Source organism: Streptomyces sp. ISL-12 (assembly GCF_018614415.1).
Lineage (GTDB): Bacteria > Actinomycetota > Actinomycetes > Streptomycetales > Streptomycetaceae > Streptomyces.
Genome location: NZ_JAGGOO010000054.1, coordinates 1 through 15,070, shown reverse-complemented (window position 1 = coordinate 15,070; position 15,070 = coordinate 1). Strand labels below are relative to the sequence as shown.

Genomic DNA, 15,070 nt, shown 5'->3' with positions numbered 1-15,070 from the left:
CGTCGACTGGGTGATCGTCGGCTGGATGGCCGTCGACTCGGTGATCGACGACTGAGTGATCGACAACTGGGTGGTCGGCCACGGCGGCTCGCCTCCGGTCGGTTGCACGTCGGCTCTGACGTGGGTGTCAAGGAGGTGGTGCGGGTGGGGAGGTGATGGTGGTCGTGCGGGACCGGCGACGGGGAGGAGGGGGTGCCGACCCGGGGCGCGCGCGTCCCCGTGCGCGCCCCGGGTGCGGCCGCCGTGGCACCCTCGCGGGTCCACGGCCACCGGCCGGGAGCCGTCCCTCCCGGCCGGAGTCGGCCGGCGGCGTGGATCAGCCCTGTGCCGCGATACGGGCCAGACGGCGTGCCTCGTCACGGGTCGAACGGGCTATGGCGTCCTCGTCGACGGTGAGCAGCCGCCCGTCCTCGACGATCTGCCGGCCGTGCGCGAACGAGGCGGTGACCGGGGCGGCGGCGCCGAAGACCAGGGCGGTCACCGGGTCGGCGATGGAGGCGTGGGCGAGGGTGTCCATCCGCCACAGCACCAGGTCGGCCAGCTTGCCGGGCTCCAGCGATCCGGTCTCGGCGGCCCGGCCGAGGACCTGGGCGCCGCCGAAGGTGCCCAGCCGCAGGGCCTGGCGGGCGTTCAGGGCCTTCTCGCGGTGGGCGCCGAGACGGTTGACCAGGAGGGCGTTGCGCAGCTCGGTGTGGAGTTCGCCGGACTCGTTCGACGCGGTGCCGTCGACGCCGAGGCCGACCGGGACGCCGGCCGCGAGCAGGTCGGGGACGCGGGCCGTGCCGGCCGCCAGCCTCGCGTTGGAGGACGGACAGTGGGCGACGCCCGTCCCCGTGCGGGCGAACGCCGCGATGTCGGAGTCGTTCATGTGGACGCAGTGCGCCATCCACACGTCCGCACCGAGCCAGCCGGTGGACTCGAAGTAGTCGGTCGGCCCCATCCCGAACAGCTCGTGGCAGAACTTCTCCTCCTCCACCGTCTCCGAGCCGTGGGTGTGCAGCCGCACGCCGAGCCGGCGGGCCAGCTCGGCTCCCTGCCGCATCAGTTCGGTGGAGACCGAGAACGGGGAGCAGGGCGCCACGGCGACCTGTGTCATCGCGCCGAAGGAGGCGTCGTGGTGCTGCCGTACCGTTTCCTCGGTGGCGGCGAGCGCGTCGTCCAGGGACTCCACCGCGAAGTCCGGCGGCAGGCCGCCGTCCGACTCGCCGCGGTCCATCGAGCCGCGGGCGAGGGTGAAGCGGACGCCGGTCTCACGGGCGGCCCGGATGATCGCGCCGGCCAGGTCGCCGGTGCCGCGCGGGAAGACGTAGTGGTGGTCCATGGCGGTGGTGACACCGCCGCGGGCCATCATCGCGAGGGACCCCTGGGCCGCCGCGTACACCATCGCCTCGTCGATCCGGGCCCACGTCGGGTAGAGCGCGGTCAGCCAGTCGAAGAGGTTGTGGTCGGTGGCCAGGCCCCGGGTGATCCACTGGTAGAAGTGGTGATGGGTGTTGACCAGGCCGGGGGTCACGAGGTGTCCGGAGGCGTCGATACGGCGGACGACGTTCTCCAGGCCCTCGGGTGCTCTTCCCGCGCCGAGCGACTCGATGCGGTGGTCCGCGATGACGACGTACCCGGTGGCGTACTCGGTGTCCCGGTCGTCGACGGTCGCGATCGCCCCGTTCTCGATCACGATGCGCTGGGCTGCTGCCATGATGCGTCCTCTTCTCGTCGCGGGTCCTCCGGTGCGGCGCGCCCCCGGCCCGTCCCACGGGTGGCGGGGGCGCGCGTCCCGCGTCAGAGGTTGGTCATGTCGGCCGGTATCCGTGCCTCGCAGCCGTCCCGCAGGACCGTGCCCTCGATGAGGCCGTACGGACGGTCGGCGGCGAAGTACACGGCACCGTCGGCGGTGTCGTTCTTGAGCCCGAACGGCTCCAGGTCGACGAGGAAGTGGTGCTTGTTGGGGAGCGAGAAGCGGACCTCGTCTATCTCGCCGCGGTTCTCGATGATGCGCGCGCCCATCTGGTACAGGGTCTGCTGGAGCGAGAGCGAGTAGGTCTCGGCGAAGGCCCGGAGCAGGTGACCGCGCACCTGCTCGTAGGACTGCTCCCAGTCGGGCATCTCCTGTGCGTCGTCGGTCCAGTTGAACCGCCAGCGGGCGGTGACGGAGGTCGCCAGGATGCGGTCGTACGCCTCCTGGAGCGTCGTGTACTTGTCCTTGACGTAGCCCCAGAACTCGGAGTCGGTCGAGTTCATCACCGTCAGGTCCTTCAGACCGGAGACGACTTCCCAGCGCTCGCCGTCGTAGGTGATCTGGGTGAGGCGGGTCTCCTGGCCCTTGCGGACGAAGGAGTGCCCGCGGTCCGCGTCAGTGTCGGTGTCGGAGGTGGCGATCCGTTCCCAGGCGTACTCCTCGATACGGATGCGCGCGCGGTGGATCGGTGGCTGCGAGGTGACGAAGTGACGGGCGAGGTGGATGCCGAACTGCTCGGCGGACCCGATGCCGTGCTCCTTGGCGAACGCGAACACCGTGTTCTTGGTGGTGTCGGTCGGCAGCACGTTGGCGTTGGAGCCGGAGTAGTGGACCTCGTCCATGTCGCCGGAGAGGGCGACGGAGACGTTGAGGTCCTTGATGTGGTGGGTGGCGCCGTCCCGCGTGATCTTCACGACTCGGTTCTCGGCCTTGCCGTACTGGTTCTGTCCCAGGATCGTCGGCATGTCTGCTAGCTCCCTCGGTATACGGAGTAGCCGAACGGGTTGAGCAGCAGCGGTACGTGGTAGTGCTCGCCGGGGTCCACGGCGAAGGCGACCGTCACCTCGGGGAAGAACACGGCACCGCTGTCCCGGTTCGCGGGGGCGTCCTGCTGCGCATCGGCTTGCTTCTTCGACGTTGCTTCGAAGTACGCCTCGACCGCGAAGTCGAGCCGTACGTGGGTCGTGCCCTCCGGCAGAGCCGGGAGGTCCTTGCAGCGCCCGTCGGCGTCGGTCGCCGAGCCGCCGAGGTCCCGCCAGTCGCCCTCGCGTCCGGCGCGGGCGGAGAGCCGGACGGCGACGCCCCGGGCGGGGCGGCCGGCGCTGGTGTCCAGGATGTGGGTGGACACGGAGGCGGTGGTGCTGGTGCTCACGTCAGGGCATCCTCTTCGTCGACGAGCCGGGAGAGCCGGATACGGTTGATCTTTCCCAGCTCGGTGCGGACGATCTCCCGTTCCCGCTCGGGCGAGTTGCCGATCCGCTCCTTCACCGCGTCCCGCATCTGCTCGCCGGTCCGGCCGGTGGCGCAGACGAGGAAGACATGGCCGAACTTCTCCTGGTAGGCCAGGTTCAGTTCGAGCATCTCCGCCTTCAACTCGGCCGGGGCGCCGGCCATGCCCGCCTGTTCGCGGGAGGAGGCCGGGTCGCCCGGCTTCGGCCGGCCGATCGGCGGGTGCCCGGCCATCGCCTCCGCGAGTTCCGTCGCGGTCAGTCCGGCCGTGGCGGTGTCGCTCGTGGCGTACAGGTCCTCGGTGGTGGCGTAGGGGCGGGCGGCGGTCAGCCGCTTCCCCCAGGCCGGACAGGCGCACACCTCGTGGAGTGCGGCGAGGGCCGCGGGCTCCGCGAGGGCGTTGAACCGGGCCAGACCCGGCGGCGTGGAAGTGGACGTCACGGGGAGCCTCCGTGGCCTTGTGCTGAACGGGCGTGCCGATAGCTAACGCGCCCGGAAACACGGCGTCAACAGTTTGTTGAAAATTCGCGGTAAACGAAGCCGCCGCCCGGTGTTCCGGGCGGCGGCTGCTGGCACGGAGGCATCGACGCTGGTCAGGAACCCTTTTCGCGGTTCAGGTAGTTGTAGACGGTGAAGCGGCTGACGCCGAGCGCGCTCGCCACGGTCTCCACCCCGTGCCGCACCGAGAAGGCGCCGCGCGCCTCCAGGTTCCGTACGACCTCCTGCTTGGCCTTGCGGTCCAGTTCGGCCAGCGGCACGCCCCGCCGGCGTTCCATCGCGGCCAGGATGTGGTCCAGGGAGTCGGCGAGCTGGGGCAGGCGTACGGCGACGACCTCGGCCCCCTGCCAGGAGAGCACCACGTCGTCCCGGCCGGCCTCGTCCGGCGGGACCAGTTCGCCGCCGATGGCGTCGACCAGGGGCTTGACGGCCGCGATGAACGGCTCGTCCGTGCTTCCGGTCACCGCTCGCCCTCTTCCACGACGTTGACCTGGAGCGATATCCGGGTGGCGCCCGCGCCGAGGGTCCGGCGGAGCACGTCGCCCAGGGCGCTGAGCACCGCGTCGGCCCCGCCCTCGGCGGTGTTGCCGAACGGTCCGACATCGACCGCGTCCAGGTCGGCGGCCTCGATGACCTCGCGGGCGACCACCGCGTGGGCGGGGGCCTCGTCGAGGTCGAAAGGCTCGGTCGTGAACTCCACTCTCAATCGCACTGCGTCCCCTTGGCGCCGGTACTGATCCGCGGCTCCTCCCAGCTTCTCGGTCGAGAGGGCACAGCCGTTCCGGCACGACCTTAACGGACTCCCCCGCCACGACCGGCCGTTCCGCCCGGGCATGCCGCGCAGCGCGCGGACCCGTGCACTGCGAGGGCACGGTCCGGCGCTTCAACTCAGCATCAGCACACATAAGTTCGGTAATGTCAGCGACCGCGCACGACAGGTGTCGGGCGATGCGACTGGCCGCCCCGCCAGGTCACCCACAGGAGTCGGCTTGTCACCTCGCAAGGCAACGGTCCCGCGCGCCGCCCTCCTGCTGACGGCCGCTCTGTGCGCGACGGGAGCACTCACCGGGTGCCAGACCCTGGCGGAGGCCGCCTCCGCCTCGGGCTGCGAGGGCACCGGGAGCCGGGCCGACGAGCTGAAGTCCTACGGCATCCTGGACTCCCGGCCCCGAGGGACGATCGAGCCCGAGGGCTTCGAGGGCCTGGACGCCGGCTGCTGGGAGGACAGCGGCGACGTGCAGCTGTACGCCGATCGCACCTACGTCTTCCCCGGCGACAAGGCCGACGTGACCCGGCACTACCGGGCCGCGGCGGAGCGCGCGGGCTGGACCCCGTCCCCGGCCACCCGGCGGTCGTCGAAGAACGCGGACCGGCCCGCGAACCTGTGCTTCACCCGCGGCGGCGCGGACGACGCCGCGATGCTGGACGTCTACTTCCTGACCCGGGAGATCCTGGACGCGGAAGGGAGCGAGGCCGGGCCCGAGTTCGGCACGGGAGCCGGTTACCGCGTCTCCGTCACCGCCTCGGCCGACGGCTCCGCGACCGGCTGCTAGGACCGAGCCGCCCCCTCCCACCGAAAACACTCAGCGCCCCAGCCACCGAGGCGGGGGCGCTTTTCGGCTTCTCGGCGACCCTTGACAAGCCTCACCCCTCGACGGCAACCTTCCAGTAAGCAGAAAGCTTGTTCCGCAATGCGGAAACATGGAAGGAGGTGCGGTATCCGGATGGGATTCGCGGACCAGCGCTTCACCGTCAATCTGTCGATCCTCTTCACCGAACTCCCGCTCCTGGAGCGCCCGGCGGCAGCCGCCGCGGCCGGCTTCGGGGCGGTCGAGCTGTGGTGGCCGTGGACCGACGCGCCCGTGCCCGAGCGAGCCGCGCTCGACGCCCTGAAGCGGGCGGTCGACGACGCGGGCGTCCGGCTCACCGGCCTGAACTTCTACGCGGGACGGCTCCCCGGCCCGGACCGCGGCGCCCTGTCGGTGCCGGGCGAGGAGTCGGACCGGTTCCGCGCCAACATCGACGTGGCCGCCGATTTCGCCGAGTCGCTGGGCTGTACGGCGCTCAACGCGCTCTACGGCAACCGCGTCGAGGGCGTGGACCCGGCCGAGCAGGACGCGCTGGCGCTGGAGAACCTGACCCTCGCGGCCCGCGCGGCCGACCGGATCGGCGCGGCCTTGCTGATCGAGGCCCTGAACGAGCCCGAGTCACCGCGGTACCCGCTGGTGTCGGCACCGGCCGCGGTGGCCGTCGTCGACCGGGTCAACGAGGCGACCGGACTGGGCAACGCCACGTTCCTCATGGACCTCTACCACCTGGCCATGAACGGCGAGGACCTGCCGGAGGTGATCGAGCGGTTCGCGGCGAAGACCGGTCACGTCCAGATCGCCGACAGCCCCGGGCGCGGCGCCCCCGGCACCGGTTCGCTGCCGCTGGAGGAACTGCTCGGCCGGCTCCGCAAGGCCGGTTACGACGGCCGGGTCGGCCTGGAGTACAAGCCCGGCGACCGGCCGAGCGCCGAGTCCTTCGACTGGCTGCCCCGCGAGGCCCGCTGACCGCCCTCGTGCCCCGGGAGACACCCGCACCGACAGACACCCGCACCGAAAGGCACCCTCATGAGCACGAACATCGCTTGGATCGGCCTGGGCATCATGGGCTCCCCCATGTCGGAGAACCTGATCAAGGCGGGTTACCGGGTCACCGGTCACACCCTGGAGCGGGAGAAGCTGGACCGGCTGGCCGCCGCCGGCGGCACCGCGGCCGGCTCGGTCGCCGAGGCCGTGCGCGACGCCGACGTGATCATCACCATGGTGCCCGCGTCACCGCAGGTGGAGGCCATCGCCTACGGCCCCGACGGCATCCTGGAGAACGCCCGCTCCGGCGCCCTGCTGATCGACATGTCCTCGATCACCCCGCAGACCTCCATCGACCTGGCCAACGCCGCGCGTCCCAAGGGCATCCGGGTGCTGGACGCGCCCGTCTCCGGCGGTGAGGCGGGGGCGATCGAGGCCGTGCTGTCCATCATGGTCGGCGGCGAGCAGGCCGACTTCGACGAGGCCAAGCCGCTCTTCGAGGCGCTGGGCAGGACGATCGTGCGGTGCGGTCCGCACGGCGCGGGCCAGACGGTGAAGGCCGCCAACCAGCTGATCGTCGCCGTCAACATCCAGGCGTGCGCCGAGGCCGTGGTCTTCCTGGAGAAGTCCGGCGTCGACCTGGCGGCGGCGCTGGACGTCCTCAACGGCGGGCTGGCCGGCTCGACCGTGCTGACCCGGAAGAAGGACAACTTCCTCAACCGGGACTTCCAGCCGGGCTTCCGCGTCGACCTGCACCACAAGGACATGGGCATCGTCACCGACGCCGCCCGCACCGTCGGCGCGGCGCTGCCGGTCGGCGCCGTGGTCGCGCAACTCGTCGCGTCCCTGCGCGCCCAGGGCGACGGCGGCCTGGACCACTCCGCCCTGCTGCGGGCCGTGGAACGCCTCTCCGGCGCCCAGGTCTGACCTCACGGTCACCCCAAGACCCCGGGCGGCGCCGCGCGTCGACAGATGTCCCGTCGCGCCCAGGCGTGCGGCGCCGCCCGGCACCACCGGTGACGCGACACGAGCACGCCGTCGCACACCGGCCCACCAGCCCGCGTACGGCACCGGCGGGGAGGCCGGAGCCGTACGCGCGGACCGGGACCGCGGCGAGCGCGGGCCAGTGCGGTGGCGAACGGCCCGGCGTCCCCTCCTACGACGTGAGGGGAGGGGCGCCCGAGCCGGTCGCGCCCGCCGCGGTCCCGGTCACCCGTCGACCCGCGCGTACGCCCTCGGCCGTACGCGCGGTACGGCATCCTCAAGTCCTCCTCTGAAACCGGCACCGGCACGCTTGGACCACCCCCGTGGGCGGGCACATCCCCCGCACACGGGGGTGATCGTATGAAAAGAGCCGGCAGCACCACGGGCATCCGGCTGGAGCCCTACCACGTCGCGCTGATGCGCGGCGGAGCACGCGCCGCCGTCACGGTCGCCGTGGTGGCCCTGCATCTGCGCGGCGTCGTGGCCGCCGGACGGCCGGGAGCCCTGCGCCGGGCGCTGGTCCCGGACGCGGCGCAGCGCCCGCCGCACCGCAACGACCTGGAGCGCGCGGTGCGCGGCGGCCTCTACCGCCCGGCCGGCCTGGAGGAGTTGCTGGCGCGCTCGGTGGTGCGCACGGCGGTGACCCGGGCGCGGAAGGAACTCGTGGCGGCCGGGCTGCTGGGGTCGCTGACCGGCCGCCCGACCCGCGCCGGCCGCAGGCGGTTGAGGAAGCTGCGCGCGGCCTTCCCGCTGCCCGCGGGTCCCGAAGGGTTCACGCACGACGACATGGCCCTGGCCGTCGCCCTGTACGGCGATCCGGCGCTCACGGCGCTGCTGCCGCGGTTCACCGAACGCACCCGGCTGACCGGGCGGGGCGCCCACGCGGACGCGGGCCGCTTCCCGTTCGGCCGGACGGACCGGTTCCTGCGGTTGCGGGCCGACGATGACGACGACGGGTCCGGGCTTGGTTCCGACCCCGGCGGCGGGGGCTTCAGTTGCGGCGGTGGCGGAGGAGGCGGCGGCGACTGAACACGGCGGAGGGCGGCCCGCCCCGGGGGAACGGACCGCCCTCCGCCGTGTCCGCGAGGGCTCAGAGCTCCAGCGTCCTGATGGCGGTCGGCGCGTGGCCGGGCTCGGTGGCCAGATCCTCGAACTCCGTCACGTCGGAGATGTCGTTCGTCCCCGACATGGCGATGTTGGTGACCCGCTCCAGGATCGCCTCCACGACGACCGGCACCTGGTGCTCCGCGGCGAGCTTCTTGGCCTGTTCGAAGGCCGGGCCCAGCTCGCGGGGGTCGGTCACCCGGATCGCCTTGCAGCCCAGGCCCTCGGCGACCTTGACGTGGTCCACGCCGTAGCCGCCGAGTTCGGGCGAGTTGATGTTCTCGAACTCCAGCTTGACCTGGAAGTCGATGTCGAAGGCCCGCTGCGCCTGCCGGATCAGTCCCAGGTAGGAGTTGTTCACCAGCACGTGCACGTACGGGATCCTGTGCTGTGCGCCGACCGCCAGCTCCTCCATCATGAACTGGAAGTCGTAATCCCCGGAGAGCGCGACGACCTGGGCCTCGGGGTCGGCCTTGGCGACGCCGAGGGCGGCCGGGACGGTCCAGCCCAGCGGCCCGGCCTGGCCGCAGTTGATCCAGTGCCGGGGCCGGTGGACGTGCAGCAGCTGCGCGCCGGCGATCTGGGAGAGGCCGATGGTGGAGACGTACCGGGTCTCGGGCCCGAACGCCTTGTTCATCTCCTCGTAGACCCGCTGCGGCTTGATCGGGATGTCGTCGAAGTGCGTACGGCGCTGGAGGGTGGCCCTGCGCTCCTGCGCGGACGCGGCCCAGGCGGAGCGGTCGGGCAGGGTCCCGGCCGCCTTCCGTTCCCTGGCCGCCTCCGTGAAGAGCGTGAGGGCGGCCTTGGCGTCGGAGGCGATGCCGTAGTCCGGGGCGAAGATCCTGCCGATCTGGGTCGGTTCGACGTCGACGTGCACGAACGTCCGTCCGGCGGTGTAGACGTCGAGGCGGCCGGTGTGGCGGTTGGCCCAGCGGTTGCCGATGCCGAGGACGAAGTCGGCCTCCAGGAAGGTGGCGTTGCCGTAGCGGTGGGAGGTCTGGAGGCCGACCATGCCGGCGTTCAGCTCGTGGTCGTCGGGGAGCACGCCCCAGCCCATGAGGGTCGGCACGACGGGGATGCCGGTCAGCTCGGCGAACTCCACCAGCAGACCGGCCGCGTCGGCGTTGATGACGCCGCCGCCGGCGACGATCAGCGGGCGCTCGGCGGCGCCGAGCATGTCGAGCGCCTTCTCGATCTGGGCGCGGGAGGCGGCCGGCTTGTAGACGGGCAGCGGCTCGTACGTCTCCGGGTCGAACTCGATCTCCGTCAGCTGCACGTCGACCGGCAGGTCGATCAGGACCGGGCCGGGACGCCCGGAGCGCATCAGGTGGAACGCCTTCTGGAAGACGCCGGGGACCTGCGCGGCCTCCAGCACGGTCACCGCCATCTTGGTGACCGGCGCGGCGATGGAGGCGATGTCGACGGCCTGGAAGTCCTCCTTGTGGATCACGGCGGTCGGCGCCTGGCCGGTGACGCACAGGATCGGGATCGAGTCGCCGGTCGCCGAGTACAGCCCGGTGATCATGTCGGTGCCGGCCGGGCCCGACGTGCCGACGCAGACCCCGATGTTGCCGGGACGGGTCCGCGTGTACCCCTCGGCCATGTGCGAGGCGCCCTCGACGTGCCGGGCGAGGGTGTGGGTGATGCCGCCGGACGCCTTGAGCGCCGCGTAGAAGGGGTTGATCGCCGCGCCCGGCACGCCGAACGCGTCGGTGACGCCCTCGCGCTTGAGGATCTCGACTGCCGCGCGGGCAGCGGTCATACGAGCCATTCGAGTACTCCTGCTGGTCGGAACCTGGTTCGGAACCACGCCCGTCGCGCCCACGCTGAGCAGTTCCCGTACTTCCACATTATGGAATGCGACTTCTACATACTGAAAGTAAGGTAAGTGGGTGGCCGAGGGACGTCAAGGGAGGACGATGAGGGGCATGACCGAGAGCCTCACGGTGCGCTGTCCGTCCTGCCGGCGCGCGCACCGCTACACGGCACCGGCGTACCCGTGCGCCTGCGGAGTGCCGGTCGCCCCCTCGCTGGACCCGGACGGAACCGTGGCGGAGGTCCGCCACCGGGCCTGGGAGGAGGAGTGGATCGGGGTGCGCTGTGCCGCCTGCGGTGACGAGGGCCAGTGGCCCCGGCCGGAACTGGGCTGTCCGTGCGGCACGGTGCTGAGCCTGCCGGTGCGCGACCCCTTCGACACGGTCACGGCGGTCGTGCGGTACCTGGGCGCGCTCGGCCACCACGACCTGCACCGCGCCCGGCGCGGGCTCACGCCCGGCATCGGGCTCACCGGGCGCGGCGTCCTCGTCCAGATCGACCCGACGGGCTCCCCCGCCACCGCGCGGGACGTGGAATGCCTGTGGCTGACGGCCATGACCCGCTCCGCCCGTCGCGTCCTGCACTTCTCGCTGGCCGCGTACCCCGCCGACGTCCGTGCCCGCGCCGACCTGCTGCACGTCCCGTTGTTCGTCCTCGGCCCCGGCACCGGTCCCCGCCCGGCCAACGCCCCGGCGGCGGCCCTGGCCGAGACGGCCGACGGCGCGCCCTGAGTGCCCGCGCGGGCCGGGTTGAGTACGCGGACTCAGGGCGCGGGGGTCCGCGGCGGCGAGAGTAGGGGCAGACCGAACGACTGGAGACGACGATGCGCCTGCCCCTCACCACCCCCCGTCCGACCGGACGGTCCCGCCTGCTCCTCGCCGCCCTCGTGAGCGGCGCCGCGGTGGTGGCACTCACCGGATGCTCCGGCTTCCAGGACGCCATCTGCGGCGGCGGCGAGTACCCGGTGCTCGCCGTGGGCAGCACCGGCTCCGCCTGTGTGCCGGACGGGGAGGAGCCGCCGAAGGGGTACGCGCGCTACCCGGAGGGCAAGGTGCCGGAGCAGGTCGACGACAAGTGGGACGTGTACTGGCGCACCCACACGCTGGACGAGAACGGCACGGTGATCGACGCCCCCGACACGAACTGACCCGGTCCGCGCCGGCCGGCGGCTACAGGATCTCGCCCCGGCTGCGCGCGTTGGCCCGCGCGACCTTCTCCCGCAGTCTGGAACGGCCCCAGGGGTCACCTCCGTACGGCGGCAGATCGGCGCCTTCGGCCGTGGTGCCGAACGGGTCGTCGGGGTCGTGGAAGACGAGCAACCGCCCGTTGACGCCGTACAGTTCGATGGCCTCGGCCAGTGCCGCTCGCGCGCTGCTCGCCATGACGCCCGCTCCTTGTGTCGTCTGTCGGACGACAGCCTCACGCGAGTGCGGCGGGCATCACAGGGACGGAACGTCCCCTTTCTGGACGCTTACGACGTCATGCCCAGGAACTCGGCGAGTTTCCGCAGGCCCGGAGGCCGTACGGAACCGGCCCAGAGGTCCCCGACGATGGCGACGGCGAGGGTGTGGTGCCGCATCCAGGCCGGCGCGATCTCGCGCAGCTTCGTAAGAGCCCGTACGGCGCCTTCGGCGTCTCCGAGGTCGGCGTGGGCGCGCGCGACGTCCAGGAGAAGCCACGTACGCCACGACACGGGCGTGTCGGAACTCAACCGCATGCCCTTGGCGAGACGCAGGGCCTCGTCGGGCCGCGCGTGCTGCACCGCGAGCCGAACACGTTCGATGCGGACCGAGGAGCGGCTGAACACGGAGACCAGCCTCCCGTCGACCGGCGGCGGCAGCTTCGCGAGGCGCTTGGTGGCCTTCTCCGCGGTGGACATCATGTCGGAGGCCGTGTCGTAGTCCCCAGAGCGGGCCGCGGACGTCGCGGCGGACATCACCAGGCCGCCCCAGACCCGGACGCTCTCGGCGGTGTCCTGCTGCTCACGCTCGACCCTGTCGGCCGCGTGGACGGCAAGGTTCGTCGCGTCGTCGAGCCGGTTCTGGCGCTGGTAGTTCCACGCCACCGAGTTGGCGATCATCGAGGGGAGCAGGGGGTCGGAAGACTGCTCGGCGGCGTGCATCGCACGCTCCAGCGCGGACAGGGCGAGGTCCACCTTGCCCAGCCGGATGGCGAGGTGCCCGGCGAGTTGGAGGGCCTTGCCGAGGGCCGCCTGACCGGCCGAGCGGTCCTCGGGCGTACCTACGGAGGCAAGGAAGCGAGCGTCGTTGACGATGCCGGGCAGGGCTGCCATGAGCTGCCCGAAGTCGGCGTCATGGTAGATGGTCCAGGCGTCCGCCAGCTCCCGGCGCATGAGCGGGACCGTCAGGCGCTCGGTGTCGCTCGGCTCGGGAAGGGGGGCGAACATCGGAGGCATGACGGCCCGGCGCAGGGCGACGAGTTGGGGCGAGTCGACGTCTCCGGTGCTCGGCACCCCAGGCGGATCGCCGAGCAGGGCCGTCAGCTCGACACCGAGGCCCTCGGCGAGGGCGTGCAGCGTGGGCAGCCGCGCGGAGTGCTTGCGCTTCTGCTCCAGCTTCTTGATCACGTCGACGGAGACACCGGACGACTCGGCCAGCCCCTCCTGCGTACGGTCGGCCAGCCTGCGCAGACGCGCCAGTCGGTCTCCCAAGTGCTCTGCCATGACTCGAGGGTAGAACCCTGCGCGCCCGCACCCGGAGAAGTCAGCGGAAGTCCTCCTCCCGGTACTCCGCGTCCGAGCCCGCGGCCGTGGCCTCGCGGAGTTCGATGCGGCGGATCTTGCCGGAGACGGTCTTGGGGAGGTTGCCGAACTCCAGGCGGCGCAGGCGTTTGTAGGGGGCCAGGGTCTGGCGGGAGTGGTCGAAGAGGACCTTCGCGGTGTCCGGGCCGGGTTGCCAGCCGGCCGCCAGGACGACGTACGCCTTCGGTACGGCGAGGCGGAGTTCGTCGGGGGCGGGGACGACGGCGGCCTCCGCGACCGCCTCGTGTTCCAGCAGCGCGCTCTCCAGCTCGAAGGGGCTGATCTTGTAGTCGGACGCCTTGAAGACGTCGTCGGACCTGCCCACGTACGTGAGGTATCCGTCGGCGTCGCGGGAGCCGATGTCGCCGGTGCGGTAGTAGCCGTCCGCCATGGCCTCGGCCGTACGGTCCGGGTCGCCGTGGTAGCCGGTCATCAGGCCGACGGGGCGGGTGGAGAGGTCGAGGGCGATCTCGCCCTCGGTGGCGCCGGGTTCTCCGGTGACGGGGTCGAGGAGTTCGACGCGGTAGCCGGGGCTGGGGCGGCCCATCGAGCCCGTCTTGAGTACTTGCCCCGGGCTGTTGGAGACCTGTACGGCCGTCTCGGTCTGGCCGAAGCCGTCGCGGACGGTCACGCCCCAGGTGCGGCGGACCTGCTCGATCACCTCGGGGTTGAGGGGTTCGCCGGCCGCCACGGCCTCCCGGGGCGGGGTGGCCAGGCGGGTCAGGTCGGCCTGGACCAGCATGCGCCAGACGGTGGGCGGGGCGCAGAAGGTGGTGACGCCGGCGCGGTCCATCTCGGCCATCAGGCGGGGCGCGTCGAAGCGGGTGTAGTTGTGGAGGAAGACGGTCGCCTCGGCGTTCCACGGCGCGAACAGGTTGGACCAGGCGTGCTTGGCCCAGCCGGGTGACGAGATGTTCAGGTGCACGTCCCCGGGCTTCAGGCCGATCCAGTACATCGTCGCCAAGTGCCCGACGGGATAGGAGACGTGGGTGTGCTCGACGAGTTTCGGGCGGGCGGTCGTGCCCGAGGTGAAGTAGAGCATCAGGGGGGCGTCGGCGCGGGTCGGGCCGTCCGGCGCGAACCCGTCCGGGGCGGTCTCCGCGTGCTCGTACGGCTGCCAGCCGTCCGGTGCGCCGCCGACCGCGATGCGTGTGTAACCGCCGGGTACGCCGGCGAACTTGGCGGTGTCCTCGGCGCGGACGATCACATGGGCCACCCGGCCGCGCTCCACCCGGTCGCGCAGGTCGGCGGGGCCGAGCAGCGGGGTGGCCGGGATGACGACCGCGCGGAGTTTCATCGCGGCCAGGGCCGTCTCCCACAGTTCCACCTGGTTGCCCAGCATGACCAGGATGCGGTCACCCGCCGCGACTCCCCGTTCCCGCATCCAGTTCGCGGCCCGGTCGGAACGGGCGGACAGCTCGGCGAACGACCGCCGGGTCTCGGTCCCGTCCTCCTCCACGATGTGCAGCGCCGTACGGTCGTTGCCGTCCGCGATGACGTCGAACCAGTCCAGCGCCCAGTTGAAGTGCTCGGGGCGGGGCCACGCGAAGCCCGCGTAGGCGGTGGCGTAGTCCTCGCGGTGTTCCAGCAGGAAGTCCCGGGCCTCGCGGAAGCTCTGCGTCACCGTCGTCATCATGTCCTCCTCGGTGCCGGACCATCTCCGGGCGGCTCGCTGTCATCTTCGGGTCATCCGCCCTGGTCGCACCAGCCCTGAACGGGAGTGAACATCAGCTCCGCACCGTGCCGGAGCGGATGCCGTACGTGCGTTCAGGGTGCATCGTCGCGAGCATCCGCTCCGCCTCGGCCGTCACTTCCGCCCACCGCGTCCGGGTGAACGTACCGAAGGGTTCGATCACCAGCGCGTCGTCCCCCAGCCGCCACAGGCCGGCGACGAAACCGTCGACGAGGAGGACGGAGTACGCCACGTTCCCCTTCCGGGTCAGACCTCGGTGGGCGGCGGGGACGACGCGGGTGCGGTCGGCGTGGGAGAGGAGCAGATTGTCGTACTCGGGGAGGAAGCGCGGTGGGGCGGGAGTGTCCGGGGCGGGGCGGGGGGCGTCCGGGAGGTCGAAGAGTTCGGTGCCTTCCGGGGTGCGGAAGGTGACGAGACGGGGGCGCAGGCGTTCGAAGGCGGTGCGCAGGCGGGTCAGG

At 71.9% G+C, this 15,070-nt stretch carries 17 protein-coding genes; 6 read left to right on the top strand and 11 right to left on the bottom strand.

The genetic code is table 11. From position 1 onward, the window contains the following. Positions 1-316 precede the first annotated feature (316 nt). The 6 genes from J7I94_RS15235 to J7I94_RS15210 form a co-directional block, all read right to left on the bottom strand. Positions 317-1,696: an 8-oxoguanine deaminase gene (locus J7I94_RS15235; protein WP_215167623.1), complete on the bottom strand. Its 1,380-nt coding sequence runs from the start codon at positions 1,694-1,696 to the stop codon at positions 317-319. Positions 1,697-1,779: 83 nt separating this feature from the next. Further along, the gene (pucL, locus tag J7I94_RS15230) at positions 1,780-2,700 is read right to left on the bottom strand and encodes a factor-independent urate hydroxylase (protein ID WP_215167622.1); all 921 of its coding nucleotides are present in this window, start codon (positions 2,698-2,700) and stop codon (positions 1,780-1,782) included. A 5-nt stretch (positions 2,701-2,705) separates the two neighbouring features. After that, positions 2,706-3,107, bottom strand: a complete 402-nt coding sequence (gene uraH / locus J7I94_RS15225) for a hydroxyisourate hydrolase (protein ID WP_215167621.1) — start codon at positions 3,105-3,107, stop codon at positions 2,706-2,708. Next, positions 3,104-3,625 (bottom strand): 2-oxo-4-hydroxy-4-carboxy-5-ureidoimidazoline decarboxylase, encoded by a 522-nt coding sequence (uraD, locus tag J7I94_RS15220; RefSeq protein WP_215167620.1) that lies wholly within the window; start codon positions 3,623-3,625, stop codon positions 3,104-3,106. The genes uraH and uraD overlap by 4 nt, the downstream gene beginning before the upstream one ends. A gap of 152 nt (positions 3,626-3,777) precedes the next feature. Continuing rightward, positions 3,778-4,146 carry a helix-turn-helix domain-containing protein gene (locus J7I94_RS15215; RefSeq protein WP_215167619.1) on the bottom strand — a complete coding sequence of 123 codons (369 nt, stop codon included), beginning with the start codon at positions 4,144-4,146 and terminating at the stop codon, positions 3,778-3,780. Then, on the bottom strand, positions 4,143-4,394 hold the full coding sequence (locus J7I94_RS15210; protein WP_215167618.1) for a thiamine-binding protein: 252 nt from the start codon (positions 4,392-4,394) through the stop codon (positions 4,143-4,145). Before J7I94_RS15210 ends, J7I94_RS15215 begins: the two co-directional genes overlap by 4 nt. 277 nt (positions 4,395-4,671) lie before the next feature. Here J7I94_RS15210 and J7I94_RS15205 point away from each other — a divergent pair, with 277 nt between their 5' ends. From J7I94_RS15205 to J7I94_RS15190, 4 genes are all read left to right on the top strand, one after another. Next, positions 4,672-5,235 (top strand): hypothetical protein, encoded by a 564-nt coding sequence (locus tag J7I94_RS15205; RefSeq protein ID WP_251075189.1) that lies wholly within the window; start codon positions 4,672-4,674, stop codon positions 5,233-5,235. Between the two features lie 171 nt (positions 5,236-5,406). Continuing rightward, positions 5,407-6,237, top strand: a complete 831-nt coding sequence (locus J7I94_RS15200) for a TIM barrel protein (RefSeq protein ID WP_215167617.1) — start codon at positions 5,407-5,409, stop codon at positions 6,235-6,237. 60 nt (positions 6,238-6,297) lie between these two features. Beyond that, positions 6,298-7,182: a 2-hydroxy-3-oxopropionate reductase gene (locus J7I94_RS15195; protein WP_215167616.1), complete on the top strand. Its 885-nt coding sequence runs from the start codon at positions 6,298-6,300 to the stop codon at positions 7,180-7,182. Between the two features lie 417 nt (positions 7,183-7,599). Further along, positions 7,600-8,268 (top strand): TIGR04222 domain-containing membrane protein, encoded by a 669-nt coding sequence (locus tag J7I94_RS15190; protein WP_215167615.1) that lies wholly within the window; start codon positions 7,600-7,602, stop codon positions 8,266-8,268. A gap of 61 nt (positions 8,269-8,329) precedes the next feature. Here the strand turns inward: J7I94_RS15190 and gcl are convergent, their stop codons facing one another. Continuing rightward, the gene (gcl, locus tag J7I94_RS15185; RefSeq protein ID WP_215167614.1) at positions 8,330-10,114 is read right to left on the bottom strand and encodes a glyoxylate carboligase; all 1,785 of its coding nucleotides are present in this window, start codon (positions 10,112-10,114) and stop codon (positions 8,330-8,332) included. 157 nt (positions 10,115-10,271) lie between these two features. Here gcl and J7I94_RS15180 point away from each other — a divergent pair, with 157 nt between their 5' ends. Together J7I94_RS15180 and J7I94_RS15175 are read left to right on the top strand one after the other, a co-directional pair. Continuing rightward, entirely contained in the window at positions 10,272-10,889 is a 618-nt protein-coding gene (locus J7I94_RS15180; protein WP_374198390.1) for a hypothetical protein, read from the top strand. Positions 10,890-10,981: 92 nt separating this feature from the next. Further along, the gene (locus J7I94_RS15175) at positions 10,982-11,305 is read left to right on the top strand and encodes an SCO0607 family lipoprotein (protein WP_215167612.1); all 324 of its coding nucleotides are present in this window, start codon (positions 10,982-10,984) and stop codon (positions 11,303-11,305) included. 22 nt (positions 11,306-11,327) lie between these two features. Here J7I94_RS15175 and J7I94_RS15170 read toward each other — a convergent pair whose 3' ends face one another. From J7I94_RS15170 to J7I94_RS15155, 4 genes are all read right to left on the bottom strand, one after another. After that, a complete protein-coding gene (locus J7I94_RS15170; RefSeq protein ID WP_215167611.1) occupies positions 11,328-11,540 on the bottom strand; it encodes a hypothetical protein in 213 nt (70 codons plus the stop codon). 89 nt (positions 11,541-11,629) lie between these two features. Then, a complete protein-coding gene (locus tag J7I94_RS15165) occupies positions 11,630-12,841 on the bottom strand; it encodes a helix-turn-helix domain-containing protein (protein ID WP_215167610.1) in 1,212 nt (403 codons plus the stop codon). Positions 12,842-12,881: 40 nt separating this feature from the next. Beyond that, positions 12,882-14,552, bottom strand: a complete 1,671-nt coding sequence (locus tag J7I94_RS15160) for an AMP-binding protein (RefSeq protein WP_215167609.1) — start codon at positions 14,550-14,552, stop codon at positions 12,882-12,884. Positions 14,553-14,646: 94 nt separating this feature from the next. After that, a partial coding sequence (locus J7I94_RS15155) for a DNA glycosylase AlkZ-like family protein (RefSeq protein ID WP_215167608.1) occupies positions 14,647-15,070 on the bottom strand: 424 nt, incomplete at its 5' end.

What these genes read in the sequence shown, in the direction of transcription:
- J7I94_RS15235 (WP_215167623.1), bottom strand. Translation starts at nt 1,696, where the DNA reads ATGGCAGCAGCCCAGCGCATCGTGATCGAGAACGGGGCGATCGCGACC.
- pucL (WP_215167622.1), bottom strand. Translation starts at nt 2,700, where the DNA reads ATGCCGACGATCCTGGGACAGAACCAGTACGGCAAGGCCGAGAACCGA.
- J7I94_RS15200 (WP_215167617.1), top strand. Translation starts at nt 5,407, where the DNA reads ATGGGATTCGCGGACCAGCGCTTCACCGTCAATCTGTCGATCCTCTTC.
- J7I94_RS15195 (WP_215167616.1), top strand. Translation starts at nt 6,298, where the DNA reads ATGAGCACGAACATCGCTTGGATCGGCCTGGGCATCATGGGCTCCCCC.
- J7I94_RS15190 (WP_215167615.1), top strand. Translation starts at nt 7,600, where the DNA reads ATGAAAAGAGCCGGCAGCACCACGGGCATCCGGCTGGAGCCCTACCAC.
- gcl (WP_215167614.1), bottom strand. Translation starts at nt 10,114, where the DNA reads ATGGCTCGTATGACCGCTGCCCGCGCGGCAGTCGAGATCCTCAAGCGC.
- J7I94_RS15180 (WP_374198390.1), top strand. Translation starts at nt 10,272, where the DNA reads ATGACCGAGAGCCTCACGGTGCGCTGTCCGTCCTGCCGGCGCGCGCAC.
- J7I94_RS15175 (WP_215167612.1), top strand. Translation starts at nt 10,982, where the DNA reads ATGCGCCTGCCCCTCACCACCCCCCGTCCGACCGGACGGTCCCGCCTG.
- J7I94_RS15170 (WP_215167611.1), bottom strand. Translation starts at nt 11,540, where the DNA reads ATGGCGAGCAGCGCGCGAGCGGCACTGGCCGAGGCCATCGAACTGTAC.
- J7I94_RS15165 (WP_215167610.1), bottom strand. Translation starts at nt 12,841, where the DNA reads ATGGCAGAGCACTTGGGAGACCGACTGGCGCGTCTGCGCAGGCTGGCC.
- J7I94_RS15160 (WP_215167609.1), bottom strand. Translation starts at nt 14,552, where the DNA reads ATGACGACGGTGACGCAGAGCTTCCGCGAGGCCCGGGACTTCCTGCTG.